At 61.0% G+C, this 23,928-nt stretch carries 9 protein-coding genes; 4 read left to right on the top strand and 5 right to left on the bottom strand.

Translation table 11 applies throughout. The features are described 5' to 3' along the window. Positions 1-44: 44 nt before the first annotated feature. The 3 genes from fhuF to K3169_RS08835 form a co-directional block, all read right to left on the bottom strand. Entirely contained in the window at positions 45-800 is a 756-nt protein-coding gene (gene fhuF / locus K3169_RS08845; RefSeq protein ID WP_263271056.1) for a siderophore-iron reductase FhuF, read from the bottom strand. A gap of 55 nt (positions 801-855) precedes the next feature. After that, a complete protein-coding gene (locus K3169_RS08840; RefSeq protein ID WP_231675161.1) occupies positions 856-1,104 on the bottom strand; it encodes a hypothetical protein in 249 nt (82 codons plus the stop codon). 120 nt (positions 1,105-1,224) lie between these two features. Next, positions 1,225-2,559: a lysine N(6)-hydroxylase/L-ornithine N(5)-oxygenase family protein gene (locus K3169_RS08835; protein WP_231675160.1), complete on the bottom strand. Its 1,335-nt coding sequence runs from the start codon at positions 2,557-2,559 to the stop codon at positions 1,225-1,227. A 645-nt stretch (positions 2,560-3,204) separates the two neighbouring features. On the opposite strand from K3169_RS08835, the gene K3169_RS08830 reads away from it, so the two are divergent. The 4 genes from K3169_RS08830 (at position 3,205) to fhuB (ending at position 10,494) form a co-directional block, all read left to right on the top strand. Continuing rightward, on the top strand, positions 3,205-4,893 hold the full coding sequence (locus K3169_RS08830) for a cyclic peptide export ABC transporter (protein ID WP_164581711.1): 1,689 nt from the start codon (positions 3,205-3,207) through the stop codon (positions 4,891-4,893). Between the two features lie 179 nt (positions 4,894-5,072). Then, the gene (locus K3169_RS08825) at positions 5,073-7,412 is read left to right on the top strand and encodes a TonB-dependent siderophore receptor (protein ID WP_122708435.1); all 2,340 of its coding nucleotides are present in this window, start codon (positions 5,073-5,075) and stop codon (positions 7,410-7,412) included. 171 nt (positions 7,413-7,583) lie between these two features. Then, positions 7,584-8,495 (top strand): ABC transporter substrate-binding protein, encoded by a 912-nt coding sequence (locus K3169_RS08820; RefSeq protein ID WP_263271054.1) that lies wholly within the window; start codon positions 7,584-7,586, stop codon positions 8,493-8,495. After that, entirely contained in the window at positions 8,488-10,494 is a 2,007-nt protein-coding gene (gene fhuB / locus K3169_RS08815) for a Fe(3+)-hydroxamate ABC transporter permease FhuB (RefSeq protein WP_263271052.1), read from the top strand. The genes K3169_RS08820 and fhuB overlap by 8 nt, the downstream gene beginning before the upstream one ends. A 62-nt stretch (positions 10,495-10,556) precedes the next feature. Here fhuB and K3169_RS08810 read toward each other — a convergent pair whose 3' ends face one another. Further along, positions 10,557-11,501: an alpha/beta hydrolase gene (locus tag K3169_RS08810; protein ID WP_099269555.1), complete on the bottom strand. Its 945-nt coding sequence runs from the start codon at positions 11,499-11,501 to the stop codon at positions 10,557-10,559. 26 nt (positions 11,502-11,527) lie between these two features. Then, the gene (locus K3169_RS08805; RefSeq protein ID WP_263271051.1) at positions 11,528-23,905 is read right to left on the bottom strand and encodes a non-ribosomal peptide synthase/polyketide synthase; all 12,378 of its coding nucleotides are present in this window, start codon (positions 23,903-23,905) and stop codon (positions 11,528-11,530) included. Between the last annotated feature and the right edge of the window lie 23 nt (positions 23,906-23,928).

The following is a 23,928-nucleotide window of genomic DNA, read 5'->3' as shown; positions in this document are numbered from 1 at the left end:
TGAGCGCTGCGCGGTAGTTTACCGCCCGGCAGCGCCAAGGGCGGCTAGAGGGTGATCATTTCCGGCGGCGGCTCGTCGATCAAAGGACAGTTATCACAATGAGCCAGCGTGTCCAGACGATAGCGAATGCAACAGACTCGCCGTTGACGCCAGCGTCCGTCGGCGCGCAGGTCACAGGACACGGGTTCGTAGCGAATCGGTAAAAACAGCGGATTGCGTGAGCCGTCAGGGCGCCATTCGGTTTCCAACAGTGCCTTGCCATCCGCCAATAGATGCGGCGGCAGCGGCACTCGCGCCATTTCACCGATAAACCACTCGAAATAGTTACCGGCGTTGCTCCACAGCACTTTGGGTGAGAGCTTGACCTCACTGGCCAGGCCCTGCACAAAAGGCTGCAAATGGGCGTCGATCAGGTCACTGAAACGTTGGAACGGATCGCTCGGCGGGCTACTGAACACCTCGCCGTCGCCCGTAAGTTTGAAGGCTTCAGGCAAGCCCTGTGCATCAAGCACCACCTCGACGTCAGCAAAGTCCAACGGCAGGCGACGGCCAAGTACCAGAGCAGCAGCCACCACCGGTGGAATCAGTTTGACCAGATAATACTTCGACCATTGTGACGCCAGGGCGCGACGGTCCTGGCCCGCGTGTTCCGGTGAAAAACGCTGCAGCACAGGCTCCAGATACTCAGGCTGCAACAGGCGCGTGGAAGCAATCGAGGGCCGAGGGTCATCACGCGTTACCAGCACGTCGCGATAGCTTGCGAACGGCCCCATGAACAGCGGCGCAAGGGCAGCAATCATACGTGCGCCCCGCGCTGCCTGGAGTCGGGAGTGATCACGGCCGGGGGAAATAACGTCAACATAACCGGCATTGCTCGAAGAACACTTCGCGGCTCTGCACCATCAGCGCGGCCAATGCCCACAGTGCGAAATCAAGCTGTGACGGCTCGCGATCATGCGGCACCCGCCAGACATCGCCGCCACGCGCCACTTCAAGCAGCGGCTTATCGTCGACCAGCAACATAAGGAAGCGCTCGCCTGCATCGGCGAACAGCCGGCGCCCGTCGGGCAGTAACAACGTTCCGTTGGTAGAGTTGCAGGACATGGCAGAACCACCTCGGGCCGCGAAGTAATGCGCATTGAAAAACAGCGCCACCGGTTCGTATAACGCTCAGGGGCGCTGAGGATTTAGTCCGGATGTAAATCACACCGCAATTACAGTCGCTCAGGCACTTTGTGCCGCCCGGCTCGTCGTATCGCGATTGATGCTTTTGCCACCCTGTGGCTGTTCGAAAATCGACGCAGCGATTTCCGCAGCACGCATCGGCAACACCGACAGCAGCGTGTCACTAAGGCCGTGGCTGTCCTGGCTGAAGCCCTGCATGTAGATGCCCGCACGCAAACGCGGATCGGTTTGCAAACGGTAATCGCGACCCACTTCATAGTCGCCAAGGTAATCCTTGAGCGGCGCGAGCAGCTCGCGATGGGAGCTGCGCTGATAACCGGTAGCCAGAATCACCACGTCATAACGGCGTTGCTCGGTCGCGCCGGTGGCGCTGTCGCGCAGGGTCAGTTCGATGCCATTGCTGTCGGCACCGGCCAACTCGACAGTGCGCCGGCTAAGAAACGCATGACGCTGCTGATTGGCAACTTTCTGGCGGTAAAAAATCGAATAGATCGACTCGATCAGGTTGAGGTCCACCACTGAATAGTTGGTGTTGTGGTATTCCTGAATCAACTTTTCACGCTCTGCCTGCGGCTCGTTGAACACCAGATCGGTATAGCTCGGCGCGAAGATTTCGTTGACGAAAGGGCTGTCATCCGCTGGTTTTAGCACCGCTGCACGCAGAATCATGTCGACCTGCGCCGACGGGTAGCTGTCATTAAGGTCAATGAACGCCTCGGCCGCACTCTGCCCGCCGCCAATCACCGCAATGCGCATCGACGGGTTCTTCAGGCATGGCTGTTTGGCGATACTTTCCAGGTAGCGCGAGTGGTGGAACACGCGCGCGTCGTTACGCAAATGACTGAACGCCGACGGGATGCGCGGCGTCCCACCGGTACTGACGACCACGGAGCGCGTCAGACGGAAACGCTCCTGACCCCGCACATCGGTGGACAGCACTTTGAGCAGTTCTATGCCATCAGGACCTTGCACGGGCTCAACGCGGGAAACTTCTTCGCCATAGGCGCACTGCTCGGAAAATTGTCGGGCTACCCAGCACAGATAGTCGTTGTATTCCATACGGCACGGATAAAGTGTGCCCAGGTTTATGAAGTCGATCAGTCGGTCGTGTTTGTGCAGGTAATTCACGAAACTGAAAGGGCTGGTCGGGTTACGCAAGGTGACCAGATCCTTGAGGTAGGAAATCTGTAACTCGCTCTGGGTGACGAGGGTGTTGCCATGCCAGCGGTAGTCGTGCTGCTTGTCGAGGAACAGCGCCTGATAATTGCGCCCCTGCTGCAGAGCCTGTTCCTGCAAAGCAATCGCCAGCGCCAGATTGGACGGACCAAAGCCAATGCCAAGTACGTCGTAGGTCGGTGAGATCAACTGAGTCATGATGCCAGTGTCCTGTTTCACGGTAGCTGTGGAGCACGACGCGGGCCGGAATAAATCGTCCTCACCCTGAGGGTGGCGTTACTCCGCCTTCACGGCGCAGCCTGCCTTTTCCAACACCTGCGCATCGGCCAGAAGAAGCGCTTTCAAAAGTGCATTCAAAGGTAGTGACGAGAGCGCTCAGAAAAACTTTAGTAATGTTTCTCATTTGCGTATCGGGACGCAGAAGTGGAGCGCTCAGCCAAAGCGCAGTCGACCCGCCCTTCGCAGGCAGTATCGGAAAGTGATTCGCTTTATCACTGGAAATGCCGACTTCCCGGATGAATTCGGTCCCGGTCAGGGCAGTGCCGGCTGCGCAACAGCGCGGAGTCAAAGACGCCGCTGCCCCGCTTATCAAACACAGCATAAGCCTTTGAATTAATGCTGTTTTCTTGCAGCAGCGAGACTGCTCATGACAGGGCTGGCTCAGACGAAGAATCCCGCACCAAAAAAGGCTAATTGCCAGTATGCAATTTTTCTTAAATTTTCCTTCGCTCACTCGTCTTAACAAAAATGATTCGGATTGGCTTTGCCTCTCAGGGCCAAAGCACCGATCAGCCCTTGAATTCCAGCGTGCCCGACGGTGGCCGCAGAGCCTAGGAAAAAATGATGCAGACTCCCCCACAAAGCACCCTTGGTGAGCTTTTCAAGCTACTGCGGCCGTTCTGGCCACAGTTGCTGATGGCGACGGTCCTCGGCATCATCGGCGGCGCCAGCATCACTGCGCTACTTGCCACCATCAACCACAGCCTGAATGCCGAAGGTGGTATGCAATCAGGCTTGCTGGCAGGGTTTGCCGGCCTCTGCGTGCTGGCGCTGGTGGGATCGATCATTTCTGACATCGGCACCAACTATGTCGGGCAGCACTCCATTGCACGGTTACGTAAAGAGCTGGGCAGCAAGATCATCTCCGCCCCTATCGAGCAGATCGAGCGCTATCGCAGTCATCGCCTGATCCCAGTACTGACGCACGACATCGATACCATCAGCGACTTTGTGTTCGCCTTTGCACCGCTGGCGGTATCGCTGACGGTCTGCCTGAGCTGCCTGGGCTACCTGGCGGTCTTGTCTCTGCCGATGTTCCTCACCACGGCGGTCGCCATCATCATTGGCAGCGCCATCCAGTTTCTGGTGCGCAGCCGTGGTATCCGTGGGTTCTTTCAGGCCCGCGAAGAAGAAGACGAACTGCAAAAGCACTACCGTGCCCTGGCTGAAGGCGCCAAGGAGCTGCGTATCAGCCGCCCGCGCCGCTTCCAGCACTACAACGAGCGCCTGCAAGGCACCATTGATCGCATCTGCGATATCCAGGTTCGTTCGATCAACCTGTTTGTGGTCGCCAAAGGCTTCGGCTCCACCCTGTTCTTCATCGTCATAGGCTTGGCTCTGGCCTATGAGTCAATCTGGCCGAGCACCGATAGAGCCACCCTCAGCGGCTTTATTCTGGTGTTGCTGTACATGAAAGGTCCGCTCGAGCATCTGGTCGGCAACCTGCCCATCGTCAGTCGTGCCCAAGTGGCTTTCCGGCGCATTGCCGAGCTGTCGATTCGCTTCTCTTCTCCGGAGCCCAACCTGCTGTTGCGCGACGATGAGCGCAAGACCCTGGACATTGAGCAGATCGAACTGCGTGACCTGAGCTACCACTACCCTACCGAAGACGGCAGCACTGGTTTTGGTGTCGGTCCGCTCAACCTGACCATCCAGCGCGGTGAGATTCTGTTTATTGCGGGCGAAAACGGCTGCGGTAAAACCAGCATGATCAAATTGCTATTGGGCCTTTATGTGCCACAGAGCGGCCAGGTATTGATTGATGGCAAACCTGTCGACGACAGCAACCGCGACGACTATCGCCAGCTGTTCACGACTATTTTTGCCGACTACTTCCTGTTCGAAGACCTGCTCAAGGACAGCGCTGAAATCCCCGCCGAAGCCAACCGCTATCTGGAACGGCTGGAAATTGCCCACAAGGTCTCACTGAACGACCACAGCTACTCCACCACCGACCTGTCCACCGGGCAGCGCAAACGTCTGGCTTTGGTTCAAGCCTGGCTCGAGAAGCGCCCGGTGCTGGTGTTCGATGAATGGGCCGCAGACCAGGACCCTGAGTTCCGGCGCATTTTCTACACCGAGTTGCTGCCGGAGCTGCGCGCCCAGGGCAAGACCTTGATCGTGATTTCTCACGACGATCGCTACTTCGATGTCGCCGACCGATTACTGCGGATGAGCGCAGGAAAAATCGTCGAGGTCCAGCGCAAGAACAAGGACACCTCGTCAACCAGCCCCGACGTCGCACTCACCTGATCCGTCACGGCGCCCCTGATTACAGTGGCGCCGTAGTTGTAAAAAAGCTGTCTGTCATCGCCAACACAAAAAACTAAAAAAACTAAAAAAGTTTTATTAAAAACCAGTATTCAGGAGCGCAAAATTTGATTGGTAAAAGCAAGACCCCAACCCTCAAACACCCGACCAGCCATCTGGCAATGTTGATCAGCAGCGCCGCCCTGGGTCTGGCGCTGACCGCCACCAACGCAATTGCCGCGCCGGTGCGCATCGATATTCCGGCACAACCTCTGGGTTCGGCGCTGATCAGTCTCGGTACACAGTCTGACTTGCAGATCGTGTTCAACCCGGATCAATTGCAGAACCTGCGCAGCCCCGAGCTGCACGGCGAAATTGAACCAACGCAAGCACTGAACTCGCTGCTCCGTGGGACGGGCATCCAGTATCAGATAGAAGGCAGCCGGGTCACTTTGCTTGCCGCGGCACCGACCAGCGGCCCACTGACCATGCCCGACCAGATCATTTCCGGTCGCGCGGCGGTGCCAGAGGGTTACGAGAGCTACGTTCCGAAAACCAGCAACAGCGCCAGCAAGACCAATACGCCGCTGATCGAGATCCCGCAGTCCATCTCCGTGGTCACCCGCAAGCAGATGGAAGACCAGGGAGCGCAAACCGTCACGGATGCGTTGCGTTACGTCCCGGGCGTCAAAGTCGAAGCTTATGGTCTGGATCCGAAAGGTTTCGACTGGCTGTACATTCGCGGTTTCAACGGTCAGTCCACCAGCGATTACCTCAATGGCCTGCGTCAGCAGAACAACAGCTATGCGTTCTTCCGCAGCGAACCTTATGCGTTTGACCGTATCGACGTGGTAAAAGGCCCCTCTTCGACCCTGTTCGGCCAAGGTGACGCTGGCGGCATCATCAACCGCGTCAGCAAGAAACCCGAAGTCAACCATGTCAACGAAGTACAGCTTTCAGTCGGCAACTATGACCGCCGACAAGGCCAGTTCGACCTCGGTGGCGCACTGGACGATCAGCAACACTTCCTCTATCGCGTCGTCGGTTCGGTACGGGACTCCAACACGCAGGTGGACTACGACGATGGCCACGAAGTCAAAGACGACCGCCTGTACATCGCGCCATCCTTCACCTGGGCACCGGACGAAGACACCAGCCTGACGTTCCTCAGCGACTTCCTGCGTGACCGTAACGGCGGCTCGCTGTTTGCTTACAGCACGCCAAACGGGCACACCACCGATACGCTGATGGGTGATCACAGCTTCAACCACCTGAATCAGGATCAGTACAGCTTCGGTTATGAGTTCCGTCATCGTTTCGACGACACCTGGGAATTCCGCCAGAACGCCCGCTATGGTCAGGTAGACGTGATCTTCCAGAACCTGCTGCCGTTCAGTGTTGATACCAGCACCGGAAACACCATTCGTGGCGCAGACCGTTTTGATCAGCACATGAACACTTTTGCGCTGGACAACCAGTTGCAGGCTGACTTCCAGACCGGCCCGTTCACGCACAAGCTGCTGACCGGCGTGGATTACACCTGGCAGGACGCCGACGTCACTCGCTGGCGCGTGCGCGGCCCGGACCTGAACGTCTACAACCCGGTCTACGGCCAGCCGGTGACCCGCCCAACCAAGGCCAACAGCATCGGCTCGATCGACTATGACCAGACCATCGAGCAGATCGGTGGCTACATTCAGGACCAGATCAAGTTCGACGATCACTGGATCCTGACAGCAGGCGGTCGCTACGACTATGTGCGCAATGACCTTGACAACCACGTCGCTGACCCGACGAACCAGAAAGACAATGCCTTCACTGGCCGTCTGGGCCTGACCTACCTGACCGAGTTCGGCCTGGCGCCGTACGTCAGCTATTCCGAGTCTTTTGCGCCTAATACTGGCCTGGACAGCAGTAACAACGCCTTTGATTCGAGCGAAGCGCACCAGTGGGAAGCGGGTGTCAAATACCAGCCTACCGACGCGATCCTGATGACCCTGGCAGCCTACGACCTGACCAAGACCAACGTACTGACCCAGGATCCGGGCAATACCGCTTTCTCGGTCGCCAATGGCGAACAGCAGTCGCGCGGTATCGAAGCCGAGGTCAAGGCCAAACTTGACCAGAACTGGGACCTGATTGCGTCCTACACCTACACCAAGGCCGAGATCACCAAGAGCAACCGTGGCGACGAGGGTAATCGTCCGGCCAACGTGCCCAAGCACATGGCTTCAGCCTGGCTGAACTACACCTTCCACGACACGATCCTCAACGGCCTCAGCCTGGGTGGCGGCGCACGTTATACCGGCGTGCTCTACGGCGATAACGCCAACACCTTCCACATCGACAACTACACCCTGTTCGACGCGAGCGCGAGCTACCCGCTCAACAAGAGCGTGACTGTCTCGCTCAATGCACAAAACCTGCTGGACGAGAAATACTCAGCCACTTGCGATGACTCGTACGAGTGCTACCCGGGCATGCGCCGCACCTTGCTGACCAGCGTGAAATACAAATGGTGATCAACGCCTGATCTTTCACAGGTATGCGTCTATCCGCGCCGCACAATGCTGCGTCGGGCAGACAGTATCTGTCAGTGCGTTGCTGAACTCTCAGCCGGGCTCCTTGGATCAAGGGGCCCGGTGTCGTTTTTGGAGGATCACGATGAGCCGTTACCACCGAGGAGGACGAACATGCCTCTGACCCGCCGTCACCTGCTTAAGCGATTTGCCGTGGGCGGCCTTGCGCTGACCAGCGGTCTGCCCACCATGAGCCTTTTCGCCGCCCCGCTGCAACGTATCATCGCCATCAACTGGGCTGCCGCCGAAACGCTGTTGACGCTGGGAGTCACGCCACTGGCGATCTCCGACGGCAGTTATTACAGCCGACGCATGCCCACTGCGCCACTGCCTCCCGAAGTCCTCGACGTGGGCCCCTACTGGGAACCCAATCTTGAATTGATCAAAGAACTGTCCCCGCAATTGATCCTCAGCGATCAAATGCCGCCTGCCATCGCCCGCTCGCTGCAGGGCATTGCGCCCACCGAAGTGGTCGATGTCTACCCCAGCGCCCTTAGCGTATGGACCAGCGCCACGGGCTTCATGACCCGGCTGGCAGCCCGTATCGACCGCCAGCAACAGGCCGCAAGCTGGATCGCGGCAGGTGAAACCCGTCTCGCTCAACTGCGCGCACAACTGGCGCAATGCCCTCAGCCGCCGATCTGTGTGGCAGTGCTCAATCAGGACGGTCGCCATGCGACGGTCTACGGCAAGAACAGCATGATTCAGGACGTGCTCGACCGGCTTGGTCTCGTCAATGCCTGGCAAGGCCCAAGCAGCGCCATGGGCATTTCCCTGATTGGCGTCGAACGACTCGCCGAAACCCCGGACGCGCACCTGCTGTACATCGAAATTCCGACGACGTCGGCGCGCCTGCAGAGCCTGCGCCAGACCAACGCGCTGTGGGAAAACCTGCCCGCAGTACGACGCGGCAACACCCTGGCGCTGGGCAAATTCTTCCCGTACGGCGCGGCTGCCTCGGCACTCAACCTGGCCGAATTGATCGGCACGTACCTGAGCCATCGCGGAGAACAAGAGCATGCTTGAACCGGCTATCGGCCTGGCGGCCCCTCGCCCTGCGCTGTTCCAGGGACCTCTGCCCTGGGTTCTGGTGCTGACCTTGCTGGCAATGCTGATCGCGGTGCATGGCTTACAGGCCCTGCTACCCAGCGCGCTGTGGTGGCAGGCACTGTGGACCCCAGACCTGGACGACGGCCGTCAGGTCCTGCTGCATTTCAGCTTCGCACCACGCCTGCTGGTCAGCCTGATGGTAGGGGCTGCGTTAGGCCTGGCGGGGACGCTGTTTCAGCAGATTCTGCGCAACCCGCTGGCCGAGCCGGTCACGCTCGGCGTGGCGGCCGGAGCCAATCTGGCCCTGTCGATTGCCACTATCGCTGCACCTGCCCTGCTGCTGCATGGCCTGGAGGGAGCGACCCTGGTCGGTGCCGGGCTGGCCACGCTGGCGCTGTTCGCCTTCGCCTGGAGCCGCACGATGTCTTCGCTGCGCTTTATCCTCGCGGGCATGGTGATCAGCCTGTATTGCAACGCCATCAATTCACTGCTGGTGTTGTTCAACCATGACTACCTCGTCGACCTGCTGCTCTGGCAAGCCGGCTCACTCAACCAGAGTGGCTGGGAAGGCGTGACTTACCTGGCGCCTCGTCTGGCCGTCGCCGCACTGATTGCCGGTTTGCTCGCCAGGCCTCTGGCCGTGCTGGGGCTTGAAGACCAGAGCGCGGCCAGCCTTGGGGTTTCGCTGCGGACCACGCGCACCCTGGGGCTAGTAGTCGCCGTGGCACTCAGCGCCTTCGTTACCAGTGCCGTCGGCATCATCGGTTTTGTCGGCCTCGCAGCGCCAGCCATCGCCCGCCTCAGCGGCGCGCGCACGTTGCGCCAAAGGCTAATATGGGCACCGTTGATGGGCGCAGCGCTGTTGTGCCTGGTGGACCAGTGCGCGCGTGAGCTTTCACGATTTGTCGGTGAAGTGCCGGCCGGCATTCTCACCGCCGTGTTTAGCGTGCCGCTGTTGCTTTGGCTGCTCAAGCGTCAGCGCAACGGCGGCATCGTCGCGCAGCAGGGCAGCACGTGGCGCAGGCTTCACAACCCTGGCCGGTACATCAGCGGCGGTGCAGTACTGCTCTTGTTGCTGGTCATACCGGCAATCAGCCTGGGTATCGGCTTGCACGGCTGGCACTGGAGCGGCCCGGAGCAATTCGACAGCGCGTTGCAATGGCGATTGCCACGGGTAATGGGTTCGCTCAGCGCTGGAGTCATGTTGGCGGTGGCTGGTTTGCTGATCCAGCGCCTGACCGGCAACCCGATGGCCAGCCCGGAAGTACTGGGTGCCAGCTCCGGTGCAGCGTTGGGGGTGATGGTGCTGTTCCTGTTGGTGCCACAGCCACAGGCTTTGATGGTGCCAGCAGCCTGCGCCGGTACCCTGCTCACACTCGGCGCACTGTTCTGGTTCAACTGGCGCAGCGCCTTGAGCCCGGAGCGCCTGTTACTGACCGGGGTCTGCCTGACCACGCTGATGGGGGCATTGAGCACGCTGCTGATGGCCAGCGGAGACCCGCGCATGACCTTGCTGTTGAGCTGGATGACCGGTTCGACCTATCACGTCGACGGTCCGGCCGCGCTGACGGCGCTGGTGATCGCTGGCGTCATGCTGCTGGTCAGCCTGTTGCTTTCGCGGCCGCTGGACTTGCTGACCCTGGGTGGCGCCACGGCCTCGGCCCTCGGCTTGCCATTGCGTCTCAGCCACCTGGCGATTCTCGGCGTGGCAGCAGTGCTGACCGCGACCGCCACGCTGATCGTCGGCCCGCTGAGCTTCGTTGGCTTGATCGCGCCCCACATCGCCCGCCAGCTCGGCGTGCACCGTACTGCGCCGCAGATCTTGCTGAGTGCAATCATCGGCGGCCTGATCATGCTCGTAGCCGACTGGCTGGGACGTAATATCGCTTACCCATGGCCGGTTTCTGCAGGGTTGCTGGCAGCCTTTATCGGTTGCCCGTACTTCCTCTGGCTCATGCACCGCCAGCGGCGCTGATCGGTTGCGCTGCCAATCGTGGTGAAGCCTGAACAGAGCCCTGTTCAGGCTTCACTCGATATTTACCAGTGACGCGAGAGAAACTGCGCCGCTTGCCGGAAGTAGCTGTCCACATCGGACACCAGCCCGCCCATCCTCAGAAAGTCATGGGTCATGCCATGACACAACTGCGCGTGCACCGAGACGCCCTGTTCACGTAACGCCTCGGCATAGGCCAGGCCCTCGTCCAGCAGCGGGTCGTATTCCGCGGCATACAGCAAGGCAGGCGCACTGCCGCGCAATGCATCAGCCGCATAGAGCGGTGAACAACGCCAGTCATGACGCTGTGCCAGATCCGCTGCGTAGTGGTGATAGAACCAGTCCAGGCTGGCGGTTTCCAGCAAATAACCTTCCGCAAACAGCTCTTGAGATTCGCTACGCCGGGTTGCGTCAGTTGCCGGGTAGAACAGCAATTGCGCTCGCGGCTGCGGCCCACCCTCGCTGGCCAATTGGGCGGCCAGCACACTGGCTAGAGTGGCCCCGGCACTGTCACCTGCGACAGCAATGCGCTGCACGTCGAGGCCGTAAGACGCGGCATTCTTTTGCAGCCAGTCCCAGGCGTCGCGGGTGTCATCCAGCGCTGCCGGGAATGGCGCTTGAGGCGCCAGCCGGTAACCCAGTGCAAGCACCGCACAGCCACAGGCCTGGGCCAGCGAACGGCACAGACCGTCGTGAGAATCCAGACTGCCCACCGTGTAACCGCCCCCATGCAGATACAGCAATACCGGCCTGAGTGCCGACGCGTCGGATACCGGTTGGTACAGACGCGCTGGCAATTCATGCCCTTGCCGCCCAGGCAACAGCAAACTCTCGACCGGCATCAGCGGCGCACTGGCCTTGAGCGCCTGCGAAGAGGCTTCGAACTCTTCCCGCGCCTGCGCGACGCTCAGCTCATGAAGCGCCGGACGTCCGGCCTGGCGGCCGTCGTCAACCATATCGAGAAAGGCAGAAATATCCGGGTGCAACATACTCACCTCATTAACTAGTGTCCGGCTCATACAGGCATCTGCTCGCGTTCAGCGACCTGTGCGCAACAGTGCTGGATCAGGCCTTGCAGTTCCTGGCGGTACATCGCCATCAGTTGTTCGACGGTCGTGGTGCGGAATACCCGACTACTGAACAGACAACGTAATGCCAGCTCACCGTCGTAAACCTGACCGATGATCTCCAGCCAGTTGTTCAGCGGTGCACTGGCGGCATACGCATCGCCGGGGCGCTCTTGCAGCGGCGCAAACAGCGCCTTGTCATCAAAGCTCTGGTCGAATTGCCCCAGGTAGTTGAAGGTCACACGCGGTTGCACCCTGCCGGCCAGCAAGCGGCGCGTCTGGGCATCACCCAGGTAACGCAGCACGCCATGCCCGATACCTTTATCAGGCACCGCACGCAGTTGCTCGCGAGTGGCAACAACCGACTCGGCATAACCGCCCTGCCCCGGCGTCAGGCGCAACGGGAACAGACTGGTGAACCAGCCAAGCGTGCGACTGTGATCCAGTCCTTCGAAAATGTCCTCGCGGCCATGGCCCTCAAGACCGAGCAACACCGACTCGCTGTCACTGAAACGACACAGCACGCGGCCCAACGCCGTGAGCAGCAAATCGTTGATCTGGGTGCGGTACGCCTCGGGTGCAACTTTCAGCAATTGCCCCGTCAAGTCGCGGTCAAGGCGTAACTGCACCTGTTGCATATGCGCTACACGCTGGCTGCCACGCGGGTTGTCCTGCGGCGGCTCGCCCAGGCCTGCAGGCTCGGTTTGCTGCAACCAGTACGGCAGCTCGGCCAGCAGACGCGGATGCGCGGCATACTCGCGCAAACTTTGCGCCCAGGCCCGATAGCTGCTGGTACGCGCACTGAAGCGCGGCTCCTGGCCGTTGCACAGCTGTGTGTAAGCCTGTTGCAGGTCTTCAAGCAGGATCCGCCACGAGACACCGTCGATACCCAAGTGGTGAGCCACCAGCAACAGCCGTTGACTGCCGTCGGCCAACTCACTGTAAACCGCCCTCAGCAAACGTCCGTTGGTAATGTCCAGACTGCGCTGGGCCTGGTTGGCAATCGCAAGCGCGGCCTCGCTGTCCAGTGCATCACGCAGCCACAACACCGGGTCGGCGCGCAGTCCGTCCTGCAGTTCGCTCAGCTCGCAGTAGCGCTGGCGCCACTGGCCATCGTTGCCGCGAACAAACGCCAGGCGCAGGCTGGCGTGCTCGCTGAGCACCGCTTGCAACGCCGCAGCCAGATGCACCACGTCCAGCGGTTCGCGGCACTGCAAGAGGATCGCCTGGTTGAAGTGCTCAGGTGCTTGCAGGTCCTGCTCGAACAACCATTGCTGAATCGGGATCAGCCCGAACGCTTCATCACCGACACTTTCGGCCACCGCCTGTGGCTCGGCAGCATCCGCTTCGGTGCTCCCTTGGGCGCGCTCCAACAGACCGGCAATGGTCTGGTATTGCAGAAGATCACGCAGACGGATATCAAGCCCAAGGTCTTCGGCCTGACGCACCCGGGAAATCACTTGCAGACTGAGAATCGAGTCGCCACCCAGATCGAAGAAGTTATCGTGAATGCCGACTAGCTCAACCTGCAGCACTTCTTGCCAGATCGCGGCCAGAACCTGCTCGGTGGCATTACGTGGTGCAACATACGAGCTGCCGCTGTTCCATTGCGGCTCCGGAAGCGCTTTGCGATCGAGCTTGCCGGCAGGCGACAACGGCATGCGTTCCAGCAGCATGACCTGCACCGGCACCATGTAGTCCGGCAGCCGTGCGCGCAGGTAACTGCGCAAGTCGTCGCCACTCAGCGCAACGCCTGGGTGGTTGACCACATAGCCGATCAGTTGCTTGCCGCTATGGCCGTCGCGGGCGACGACCAGCGCTTCACGAACCTGCGGGTGCTCCTGCAGACGCGCTTCGATTTCCCCGAGTTCGATACGGAACCCGCGAATTTTTACCTGATGATCGATACGCCCGACATAGTCGATCACGCCATCGACGCGGCCACGCACCAGATCGCCTGTGCGGTACAAGCGGCCGCCGTCTGTGCTGAACGGGTCAGCCACGAAACGCTCGGCAGTCAAGTCAGGACGCTGATGGTAACCGCGAGCGAGACCTTCGCCACCGATGTACAGCTCACCCGCCACACCTAATGGCACCGGGCGCAGGTCCGGATCGAGGATATGCAGTTGACGTGCACCTACGCTTTTACCAATCGGCGCATACGCCGCATCGCAAGCCGTGTTTGCGTCGGCTTTCCAGAGCAGCGGGGTCACCACCGTTTCGGTTGGCCCGTAACCGTTGGTGATGCACTGTGGACGCAGCGCCTTCTTGGCCAGTTCAAAGCTGGCGTTTGGCACAGCATCACCACCGAAGCAGTAGATCCGCACCGGCGGCGGATTACCGTCACGCAGGGCGTGCTCGGCCAGTTGTTGCAGATAGGCCGGAGGGAAGGCAGCCACATCAATGCGCTGTTCGTGCAACACCGTGTAGACCTGCTCCGGTGTCCACAACTCTTCACCACGCAGCACCAGACTGCCCCCGTGTACCAGCGTGGTCAGCCAGCGCTCGTGAGCACCGTCGAACGCAAACGACATGAAGTGCAGCTCGCGCGTCGAGCTGTCCATTTCGTATAGCTCGCCAATCGCGGCACAATGCATCGCTAACGGTCCGTGGGCCACGCTGACGCCCTTCGGCTGCCCCGTGGAGCCTGAGGTGTAAATGATGTAAGCGAGGTTTTCAGGCTCCAGTTTTACCGACGGCACATCGCTGCGTTCGGTGCTCAGATCCAGCGCGTCGAGCTCCAGACACAGCACGCCGTCGGGCAGCGGCAAGCGCTCACGCAGTCGGCTGTCGGTAATCAGCAACGCAATTCCGGCATCGGCCATCTGGAACGCCAGACGCTCACGCGGGTAATCCGCGTCGAGCGGCACGTAAGCCCCGCCCGATTTGAGCACCGCCAGCAGTGCCAGCGGAATCGCAACCCCGCGAGGCAGCACCACGCCGACCCGCACTTCCGGCCCGATACCCAGGCTGATCAAATGATGCGCCAATTGATTGGAGCCAAGCTCCAGCGCGGCGTAATCAAGCTGTTCGGTGCCGCACAGCAAGGCAGTTGACGACGGACGCAAGCGCGCCTGATCTGCAATCGCCAGATGCACAGGCGGCGCTGGCAAGCGAGCCTGATGCGGGCCACGGCAATTGCTCAAGGCACTGCGGTCAGCCTCGGACAGGCATTGCAGATCGCCAATAAAGCGCGCCTGACCAGCGACCATGGCGTCGAGTATCTGCTCCATGTTGCCGCGAATACGCTCGACCGCCACCGCGTCGAAATGGCTGCGCAGGTACTGGTACTCAATCTCCAGGCCTTCACCCACACGTATAGCCAGGTCCATCGGCACGTTGGTCACGTCTTTCAGGCTCAGCTCGCCAAAGCGCGGGCCGTTACCGGTATCACGGCGCAGAGCCTCGTCTACCGGGTAGTTCTCGAACACGATGATGCTGTCGAACAAGGCCTGACCGCTGTGCCCGGCCCAACGCTGAATGTCATACAGCGGCGTGTGTTCAAACTCGCGTACTTCGGCGTTGTAAGCCTGCAACTGACGCAGCCATTCGCCCAAATCATCCTGAGCCTGGGGTGACTGGGCAATCGGCAAGGTATTGATGAACAGCCCGAGCAGGCTGTCGATACCCGGCAGTTGTGCCGGACGCCCTGCCACCGTGGCACCGAACACTACCTGTTGCTGCCCGGTGTAACGCTGCAACAGCAACAGCCAGGCACTTTGCAGCAAGGTATTGAGGGTGATGCGCTGGCTGCGCGCATAGGTTTTCAAGCGTTCGGTAGCGGTCGCATCGTAGTGGCTGTAACTCAGGCCGTGACCGTCACCTTCTGCCGGGCGCGAGAGGCTGTCGGCGAGTAGTGTCGGCTGCTGCACCTGGGCCAGACGAGCACGCCAGAACGCTTCGGCGGCCATACCATCCTGGTGTTGCAGCCAGCCGATGTAGTCCGCATAGCGCGCACTGACGGCTGGCAATTCAGCGCCTGCATACAGTTGCAGCACCTCTTTGATCAGTTGCGCGCCGCTCCAGCCGTCCATCAGCAAGTGATGAGTGGTCCAGATCAGATGCTGGCGACCCTCACCCAGATCGATCAGCGTCAGGCGTTGCAGTGGCGGCCGGGCCAGGTCGAAACCTTCCAGACGATCCGCTTCTGCGAAGGCGACGATATCCTGCACATCGTCACGCAGGCGCAACTGCGCCGGGGCAGTGGCATACACCGCCTGCAACGGTTCACGCAGGCCGCTCTGCCAGATGAAACCACTGCGCAGCGTGTCGTGGCGAGCTACGGCGCGGCGCCAGGCCTGGGCGAAGCGCGTGCTGTCGAGGCCTTCTACCGGCACGCTGATCTGATTGACGTACAGACCGGATCCCGGATTGTCCAGCGCATGGAACAACATGCCCTGCTGCATCGGTGACAGCGGGTAAAGGTTCTCGACCTGAGTCAGGTCCAGTCCCAGCTTCTCGATCTGCCCGGCGTCCAGACGCGCCAGCGGGAAGTGCCCAGTGTGTGCAGGCGTCGAGTCGCTGACACTATTCGCTGCAGGCGCGCCCACAGCAGTGATCACCTGTGCCAGCTGGGCGACGGTGGGGTGCTCAAACAGTTGTCGCGGGCTGAATTGCAGCCCGGCCTGGCGTGCGCGCCCAGCCAACTGGATAGACACGATGGAGTCGCCACCCAGCTCGAAGAAGTTGTCGTCGATGCCAACCTGTTGTAGACCCAGTACCTGTTGCCACAGCTCAGCCAAACGCAGTTCCAGCTCGCTGCGCGGCGCCTGATAACGCTGTTGCAAACTGCTGAAATCCGGATCTGGCAAGGCCTTGCGGTCGAGCTTGCCATTCGGCGTCAGTGGCATGCGTGTCAACACCATCACCTGTGCAGGCACCATGTAGTCCGGCAATTGGGCCTGCAACGCAGCGCGCAGCTCTTCGGGCCCGATAGCGGCCTCGCCGTCAGCGACGACGTAGCCCAGCAGTTGCTTGCCCAGTGGGGTTTCGCGGGCAATCACTACCGCTTCACGCACCCCGTCGCACGCCAGCAGGCACGACTCGATTTCGCCCAGTTCGATACGGAAACCACGCACCTTGACCTGATGGTCGATACGCCCGAAATACTCCAGCACACCGTCCTGACTCCAGCGCGCCAGATCACCGGTGCGGTACATGCAACCGCCCTGCGCGTTGAACGGATCTGCTACAAAGCGCTCGGCAGTCAGCCCCGGCCGTGCGTGATAACCACGTGCCAGGCCGTCACCGGCGATATAAAGCTCCCCGGCGACACCTGCTGGCAGCGGGTGCAGTGCCGCATCCAGAACGTACAGTTGGGTGTTGGCAATCGGCTTGCCGAGCAACGCCCGACCGCCACGAGGGATACGCCAGGCCGCTGACCAGATGGTGGTTTCGGTCGGACCATAGAGGTTCCACAGCTCATCCGCCTGGGCACTGAGCACCGCCGCCAACTCGACTGACAGCGCCTCACCACCGCAGAAGAAACGACAGCCCTGCAGGCGCGAGAAATCCTCATGGGCGCTGAGCAGCGTCCAGGTTGACGGCGTCGCCTGAATCACTGTCACACCTTTTTCCAGCACGGTGGCCAGCAGCCGCGTCGGGTCACGGGCGCAATCACGGTCCACCAGTTGCACGCTGCCACCCACCAGCAACGGCAGGTACAGTTCCAGGGCGAAAATATCGAAGGACAGCGAAGTCAGCGCCAGCACCCGGTCGCGGCCTGTCAGGCCCGGTTCCCGAGCCATGCTTGACATGAAGTTGACCACCCCGCCATGACGCACGGCCACGCCTTTGGGCTTGCCCGTGGAACCGGAGGTGTAGATCACATACGCCAGGTCGTCGATGTTCACTGGCCGTTGCAATTCGTCCGGGCGCAGGTCGTGCTCGGCCAGACTGTCCAGTTGCGACCAGTCGCGGTCAAGGCAGAATACCTGCGCCTGGCTGTCCGGCAGTTCGCTCAATAAATGCTCTTGGGTCAACAGCAAGCGCACTTCGCTGTCGGCCAGCATGTGCGCCAGACGCTCAGCAGGGAACTCAGGGTCCAGCGGCACATACGCAGCGCCAGCCTTGAGCACCGCCAGCAACGCCACAGGCAACTGCACAGTACGTTCCAGTGCAACGCCGACCGCACAATCCGGGCCTGCACCCTGAGCACGCAACCAGCGGGCCAGACGATTGGCCCGCGCATTCAACTGCGCGTGGCTGAGCCGGGCACCGCCGTCGTCCAGTGCCAGCGCCTGGGGATTGAGCGCAGCCTGTTGCTCGATCAACTGATGCAGGCAGGCCTGACGCGGATAGTCCATGGCGCTGGCGTTGAAATCACGCAGCACGCGCTGACGTGCGCTGCTGTCCAGCAAGCCGATTTCCCCCAGCGGCTGGCGACCGTCGGCACAGAACTGCCAAAGCAGGTGCAACAGTTGGTCGCCGATGCTCTGCACGGTGTCCGCGTGGAAATGGCTGCAACGGTAGTCAAAGTTCAAGCGCAGTCGCTCGCCCTGAGCAACCATCAGCGTCAACGGGTAGTTAGTATTTTCCTGCGCCTGCATGCCGGAAAAACTCAAACCGCCCGGAGCCTGACGCAAGGCCTCGGCAGCCGGGTAGTTTTCGAACACCAGCAGGCTGTCGAACAGCGCCTCGCCGCCCTGTGCAAAGGCTCGCTGGATGTTGCTCAGCGGGGTGTGTTCGTGTTCACGCAGTTGCAGGTTCTGTACCTGCAAAGCTTGCAGGAAATCTGCCAGTGGCTGTTCGGCGTGCAAGCTGACCACCACTGGCAGGCTGTTGATGAACAGGCCCAATTGTTGCTCGATCCCGGCCAGCTCAGCCGGACGTCCGGCCACGGTCGCGCCAAAGACCACAGTGGACTGGCCACTGTAGCGCTGCAGCAGCAACGCCCAGGCCGCCTGCAACACGGTGTTGACGGTGACTTTGTGCTTACGGGCAAACGCACTCAGGCGTACGCCCTGCTCAACGGACAACAACCGTTGTACCTGGCCAAAACCGTCCTGAGCAGTGCTCTGCGACACACACTCTGCCAAGCGGGTCGGCGCGTCCAGCACCGCCAGTTGCGTCTGCCAGAAAGCCTCGCTGGCGGCCGCATCACGGCCCTGCAGCCACTGAATGTAATCGCGGTAATGACCACTGGCTACGACGGCTTGCCCGGCGTAGCGTTGCAACACTTCGGCAAACAGCTGCGCGTTGCTCCAGCCGTCCATGAGGATGTGGTGATGGGTATAGATCAACTGGTAACGCTGCTCGTCACACCGCACCAGCAGCAGCCGTAGCAATGGCGGCTGATCAAGGGCAAAACCTGCGGCGCGTTGCGCCTGGGCCAGCGCATCAAGGGCGCTGGTCTGATCGTCGCGATGGCGCCAGTCGAGCACTTCCAGCGGCAGTTTGATTTGCCGATGAATCAATTGCAGCGGTTGCGCCAGACCTTCCCAAAGGAAGCTCGCGCGCAAATTGTCGTGGCTGTCCAGCGCAGCCTGCCACGCCGTACGGAAGCGCTCGGCATCAACACCGTCGATGTCGACGCGTAACTGGTTGACATAAACCCCACCCTCGTTTTCATACAAGGCATGGAACAGCATGCCCTGTTGCATTGGTGCCAGTGGGTAAAGGTCTTCGATTTGCCGAGCGGCCAGCGGCAAGGCATCAAGCTGCGTTTGCTCCACGCCTGCCAACGGGAAGTCAGACGGTGTGACACCGCCCGCGCCTTCCTCCAGGCACAGTGCAATCAAACCCTGCAATTGCTCGAGGTAAGACTGAGCCAGCGCCTCGATAGCTGTGTCATCGAACATCGCTGCGCTGTACGTCCAGCGCAGGCTCAACTTGCCGCCAAAGACCTGGCCATCGACGCTCAGCCAGTTGCTCAGCGCACCCTCGGCATCACGGTTGGCGCCCGATTTTTCGCTGGCAGGCTGGAACAAAGCATCGCTGCCAAAACTGTGGTCAAACTGCCCCAGATAGTTAAACGTGACCCGCGCCTGCGGCAGTGCGGCCAGGCTTTGCCCTTCGCCACCCAAGTAACGCAGCAGACCATAACCCACGCCACGCTGCGGTACGCCACGCAGTTGTTCCTTGACCGACTTCAGCGTTGCTATCGGCTCACCTCCGTCGTGCAGGCGCAGGGCAAACAGGCTGGTGAACCAGCCGACCGTACGGCTTAGATCGAGGTCGTCGAACAGTGCTTCGCGGCCATGTCCTTCGAGCTGCACCAGCGCCGAGGTTTCGCCCGTCCAGGCGCACAGACTGCGGGTCAGGGCGGTGAGCAGCAGGTCGTTGACCTGCGTGCGGAACACCGCAGGGGCCTGCTGCAACAAGGCGGCGGTGGTCGCGGCATCCAGCTCAACACGGTGCGTGCGCGCATGGCGTCCGCTCAGGCTGGCCTGTGGGTCACGCGCTGGTAAATCACCGCTCGGACCTTGCAGGCTGGTCTGCCAGTATTTCAGTTCGGCGCTCATTTCGGCGCTGTGGGCATGGGCCGCCAGCCGCTCGGCCCATTGCTGGAACGAGCTGCTGCGCGGTGGCAGTTGCACGCTGACTCCGCTCGCCAGTTGCCGGTAAGCCGTCTGCAGGTCTTCCAGCAGTACTCGCCAGGAAACGCCATCTACCACCAAGTGATGAATCACCAACAGCAAGCGCTGGCTGCCATCAGCCAATTCCACCAGCAGCGCACGCAACAGTGAGCCCTGGCTTAAATCCAGGCTGCGCTGGGCCGCCTCGCAGTGCATCAGCAATTCGTCGGCATCTGCGGCCTGACGAATCCACAGCAGCTCGGGATCGTGTTCGTAGACGGCATATTCGGCACTGCTCGGCTCAGTGCCGAAACGCAGGCGCAAACCATCATGCAGTTGGCAGACGTGCCCGAGGGCGCGCTCCAGCACGGTGCTGTCCAGTGTTTGCTGGCAACCAAGCAATACCGACTGGTTCCAGTGTGCGCGATGTGGCAGTTGCTGTTCGAAGAACCAGTGCTGGATCGGCAGTAACGGCGTGCGGCCGCTGGCAGGTGCGTTGACCACGGCCACACTGTCACCCTGACGCGCAACGGCGGCCAGGGCTTTGAGGGTCTGGTGCAGGAACAGGTCTTTCGGGCTCAGTTGCAGACCAGCCTGACGGGCACGGCTGACCACCTGAATCGAGACAATGGAATCGCCGCCCAACTCGAAGAAATTGTCGTCGATACCGACCCGCTCAATGCCCAGGACCGACTGCCAGATCCCTGCCAGCAGGGTCTCGCGCTCATCACGCGGCGCCTGGTATTGCTTCTGTTGCTGGCTGAAGTCAGGCTCCGGCAAGGCCTTACGGTCCAGCTTGCCGTTAGGCGACAGCGGCATCGCGGCCAGCACAAGAATCTGCGCAGGCACCATGTATTCCGGCAGGTGCTCCAGCAGTTCACGGCGCAGGCTATCGCTGTCGCTGCCTTCAGCGCCATGAACCACCACATAGCCCACCAGTTGCTTGCCTTGCGGCGTGTCGCGGGCAATCACCACGGCCTCTTCGACCGATTCCAGCCCTTGCAGGCGGGCTTCGATTTCACCCAGTTCGATACGCAATCCGCGGATCTTCACTTGATGGTCGATGCGCCCGACGTATTCGATGGCGCCGTCTGCGCGCCAGCGAGCCAGGTCGCCGGTACGGTACAGGCGCTCGCCCGACGTGAAGGGGTCGGCCACGAAACGCTCGGCGGTCAGCCCCGGACGCAGGTGATAACCCCGCGCCAGGCCCACGCCGCCGATGTACAACTCGCCTGCCACGCCTTGCGGCACGGGTTCCAGGAATGCGTCGAGGATGTACAACTGCAGGTTGTCGATAGGTCGGCCAATCGGTACCTGATGCCGATCATTTTCTTCATCGCAGGCCCAGTAACCCACGTCGATGGCCGCTTCGGTCGGGCCATACAGATTGTGCAGCTGTGCACTGTGCCGTTGACGGAACTGCTGTTGCAGCTCGTAAGGCAGCGCTTCGCCACTGCACATCACCTGTTTCAGTGACGGGCAGTTTTCCAGCTCGCCAGAAATGACAAAGGCTTGCAGCATCGACGGCACAAAGTGCAGCACGCTGACCTGACCTTCGTTGATCACACGACGCAATTCCAGCGGGTCGCGATGCGCTCCGGGTTCTGCCACCACCAGCGCAGCGCCGGTCAGCAACGGCCAGAAGAACTCCCAGACCGACACGTCGAAACTGAACGGAGTCTTTTGCAGGATGCGGTCGGTGTGATCCAGCTGATAAGCCTTCTGCATCCAGTGCAGACGGTTGATCAGCGCCGCATGGCTGTTGCCTGCACCCTTGGGTTTGCCGGTGGAGCCGGAGGTGTAAATCAGATACGCCAGGTTTTGCGGGCTGCCCAGGGTTGGCAGATCGCTGGCGTCCAGCGCCTGCAACTCAGGCCACTGGCTGTCCAGGCAGAAGGTCTGCGCGGCACTGGCGGGCAGTTGCTCAAGCAAGTGCTGCTGGGTCAGCAACAGTTGCACACCGCTGTCGCCGAGCATGTGTTCCAGACGTTCACGCGGGTAGTCCGGATCCATCGGTACGTAAGCACCACCGGCCTTGACGATGGCCAGCAAGGCCAGCACCAGTTCCAGCGAACGCTCGGCGCACACACCGACCAGCACGTCCGGGCCTACACCCTGCTCGCGCAGCCAGCGAGCCAGTTGGTTGGCGCGTGCGTTGAGTTCGCGGTAGCTCAGTTGCTGATTGCCGAACTGCACGGCCAAAGCATCCGGCGTTGCAGCGACTTGCTGTTCGATCAGGCTTTGCAGTTGCACCTGATCAGGGAAGTCAGCGGCGGTGTCGTTCCAGCCATGCAGCAACTGTTCGCGATCATTGCCCGAGAGCATCGGCAAACGGCCCACGACCTGGCGTGGATCTGTGAGCAGCGCCTGCAGCAGGTGCAGGAAATGCTCGCGCATCTGCGCAATGCTCGCGGTATCGAACAAATCGGTGGCGTAGCCAAACTGACCGCGCACCAGGCCATCACGGCTCTCTTCGGTGCTCAGCATCAGGTCGAACTTGGCGATGCCGACGTCCAGTTCGAGGCTTTCCAGGGTCAACCCACGACCATCGGCTGAAGGCAGTTCGCGCAAGCCGTCGCGCTGACTCGGCAAATGGTTGTAGGCCACCTGAAACAACGGGTTGTAGCTGAGGCTGCGCTCTGGCTGCAAAGCCTCCACCAGACGCTCAAACGGCAAGTCCTGATGGGCCTGGGCGCCGAGCACCGCCTGACGGGTGCGGTCCAGAAACGCGACGAAGGTTTCGTGCTCGTTCATCTCCGTGCCCAACACCTGAGTGTTGACGAAGAAACCGATCAGCCACTCGCTCTCACCCCGACCACGGTTGGCCACGGGCACACCGACCCGCAGTTCACGCTGGCCACTGTAACGAAACAGCAGTACTTGATACGCCGCCAGCAACAGCATGAACAGCGTTGCGCCCTGGCTGCGAGCCAGTTCGCGCAGGCCGCTGCTCAAGGCTGCCGGCAGCTGGAAGTCCAGCGCCGCGCCACGGTAGCTCTGCACCGCCGGGCGTGGGCGGTCACTGGGCAGGGTCAGCACCAGCGCTTCGCCGCCCAGTTGACGGGTCCAGTAATCCAACTGGCGGTCACCTTCACCGGCCGCCATCCACAAGCGCTGCCAGCGCGCATAGTCGGCGTACTGCACCGGCAAGGCTTCCAATTGTGCTGCCGCACCGCTGACGTGCGCGGTGTACAGACTGGCGAACTCGTCAGTCAGCACGCCCATTGACCAACCGTCAGAGACGATATGGTGCAGTGTCAGCAGCAGGATGTGTTCGCGAGCATCGAGCCGAATAAGCGCCAGACGCAGCAGCGGCCCAGTGCTCAGATCAAAGGGTTGGCGGGCCGCGTGTTCCAGTTGTTCACGGGCTCGCGGCTCGCGCTGTTCAACGGGCAGCGCACTTAGATCAAAGCGTTGCAGCTCGGGATCAAGGCTCGGCAGTATTACCTGAACCGCTTGCGAGCCGTGCTCTCCCTCTATTTCGCGAAACAGCGTGCGCAGGCTTTCGTGCCGGGCGATCAGCGCCGCAAAGCTGCGTTGCAACGCATCTTCGTCCAGCTCACCGCGCAGCCGGACTGCCGCCGGGATGTTGTAGGCCGCGCTGTGCGGTTCCATCTGCCACAGAAACCACAAGCGACTTTGCGCAGCCGACAGCGGCGCCTGTTCACACGGCTGACGCACAATCGGCAGGCGCTCCAGGCGCACACCTTTTTCGCCCAGTTGACGCAGGAAAATCAGCTGGCGGTCTTCCGGCAGAGCGGCCAGGCGTTCGGCAACCTGCTGCAACTTCTGTTGTTCGGTGTTACTCATCAAAAATTCTCCAACTCGCCCAG

The organism is Pseudomonas phytophila (genome assembly GCF_025643095.1).
In the GTDB taxonomy this organism is placed as follows: domain Bacteria; phylum Pseudomonadota; class Gammaproteobacteria; order Pseudomonadales; family Pseudomonadaceae; genus Aquipseudomonas; species Aquipseudomonas quasicaspiana.
This window is presented reverse-complemented; position numbering and strand designations above follow the sequence as displayed.

Coding starts and splice junctions, on each gene's coding strand:
- K3169_RS08825 (WP_122708435.1), top strand. CDS start 5,073: ATGTTGATCAGCAGCGCCGCCCTGGGTCTGGCGCTGACCGCCACCAAC.
- K3169_RS08820 (WP_263271054.1), top strand. CDS start 7,584: ATGCCTCTGACCCGCCGTCACCTGCTTAAGCGATTTGCCGTGGGCGGC.
- K3169_RS08835 (WP_231675160.1), bottom strand. CDS start 2,559: ATGACTCAGTTGATCTCACCGACCTACGACGTACTTGGCATTGGCTTT.
- fhuB (WP_263271052.1), top strand. CDS start 8,488: ATGCTTGAACCGGCTATCGGCCTGGCGGCCCCTCGCCCTGCGCTGTTC.
- K3169_RS08805 (WP_263271051.1), bottom strand. CDS start 23,905: ATGAGTAACACCGAACAACAGAAGTTGCAGCAGGTTGCCGAACGCCTG.
- fhuF (WP_263271056.1), bottom strand. CDS start 800: ATGATTGCTGCCCTTGCGCCGCTGTTCATGGGGCCGTTCGCAAGCTAT.
- K3169_RS08810 (WP_099269555.1), bottom strand. CDS start 11,501: ATGTTGCACCCGGATATTTCTGCCTTTCTCGATATGGTTGACGACGGC.
- K3169_RS08840 (WP_231675161.1), bottom strand. CDS start 1,104: ATGTCCTGCAACTCTACCAACGGAACGTTGTTACTGCCCGACGGGCGC.
- K3169_RS08830 (WP_164581711.1), top strand. CDS start 3,205: ATGCAGACTCCCCCACAAAGCACCCTTGGTGAGCTTTTCAAGCTACTG.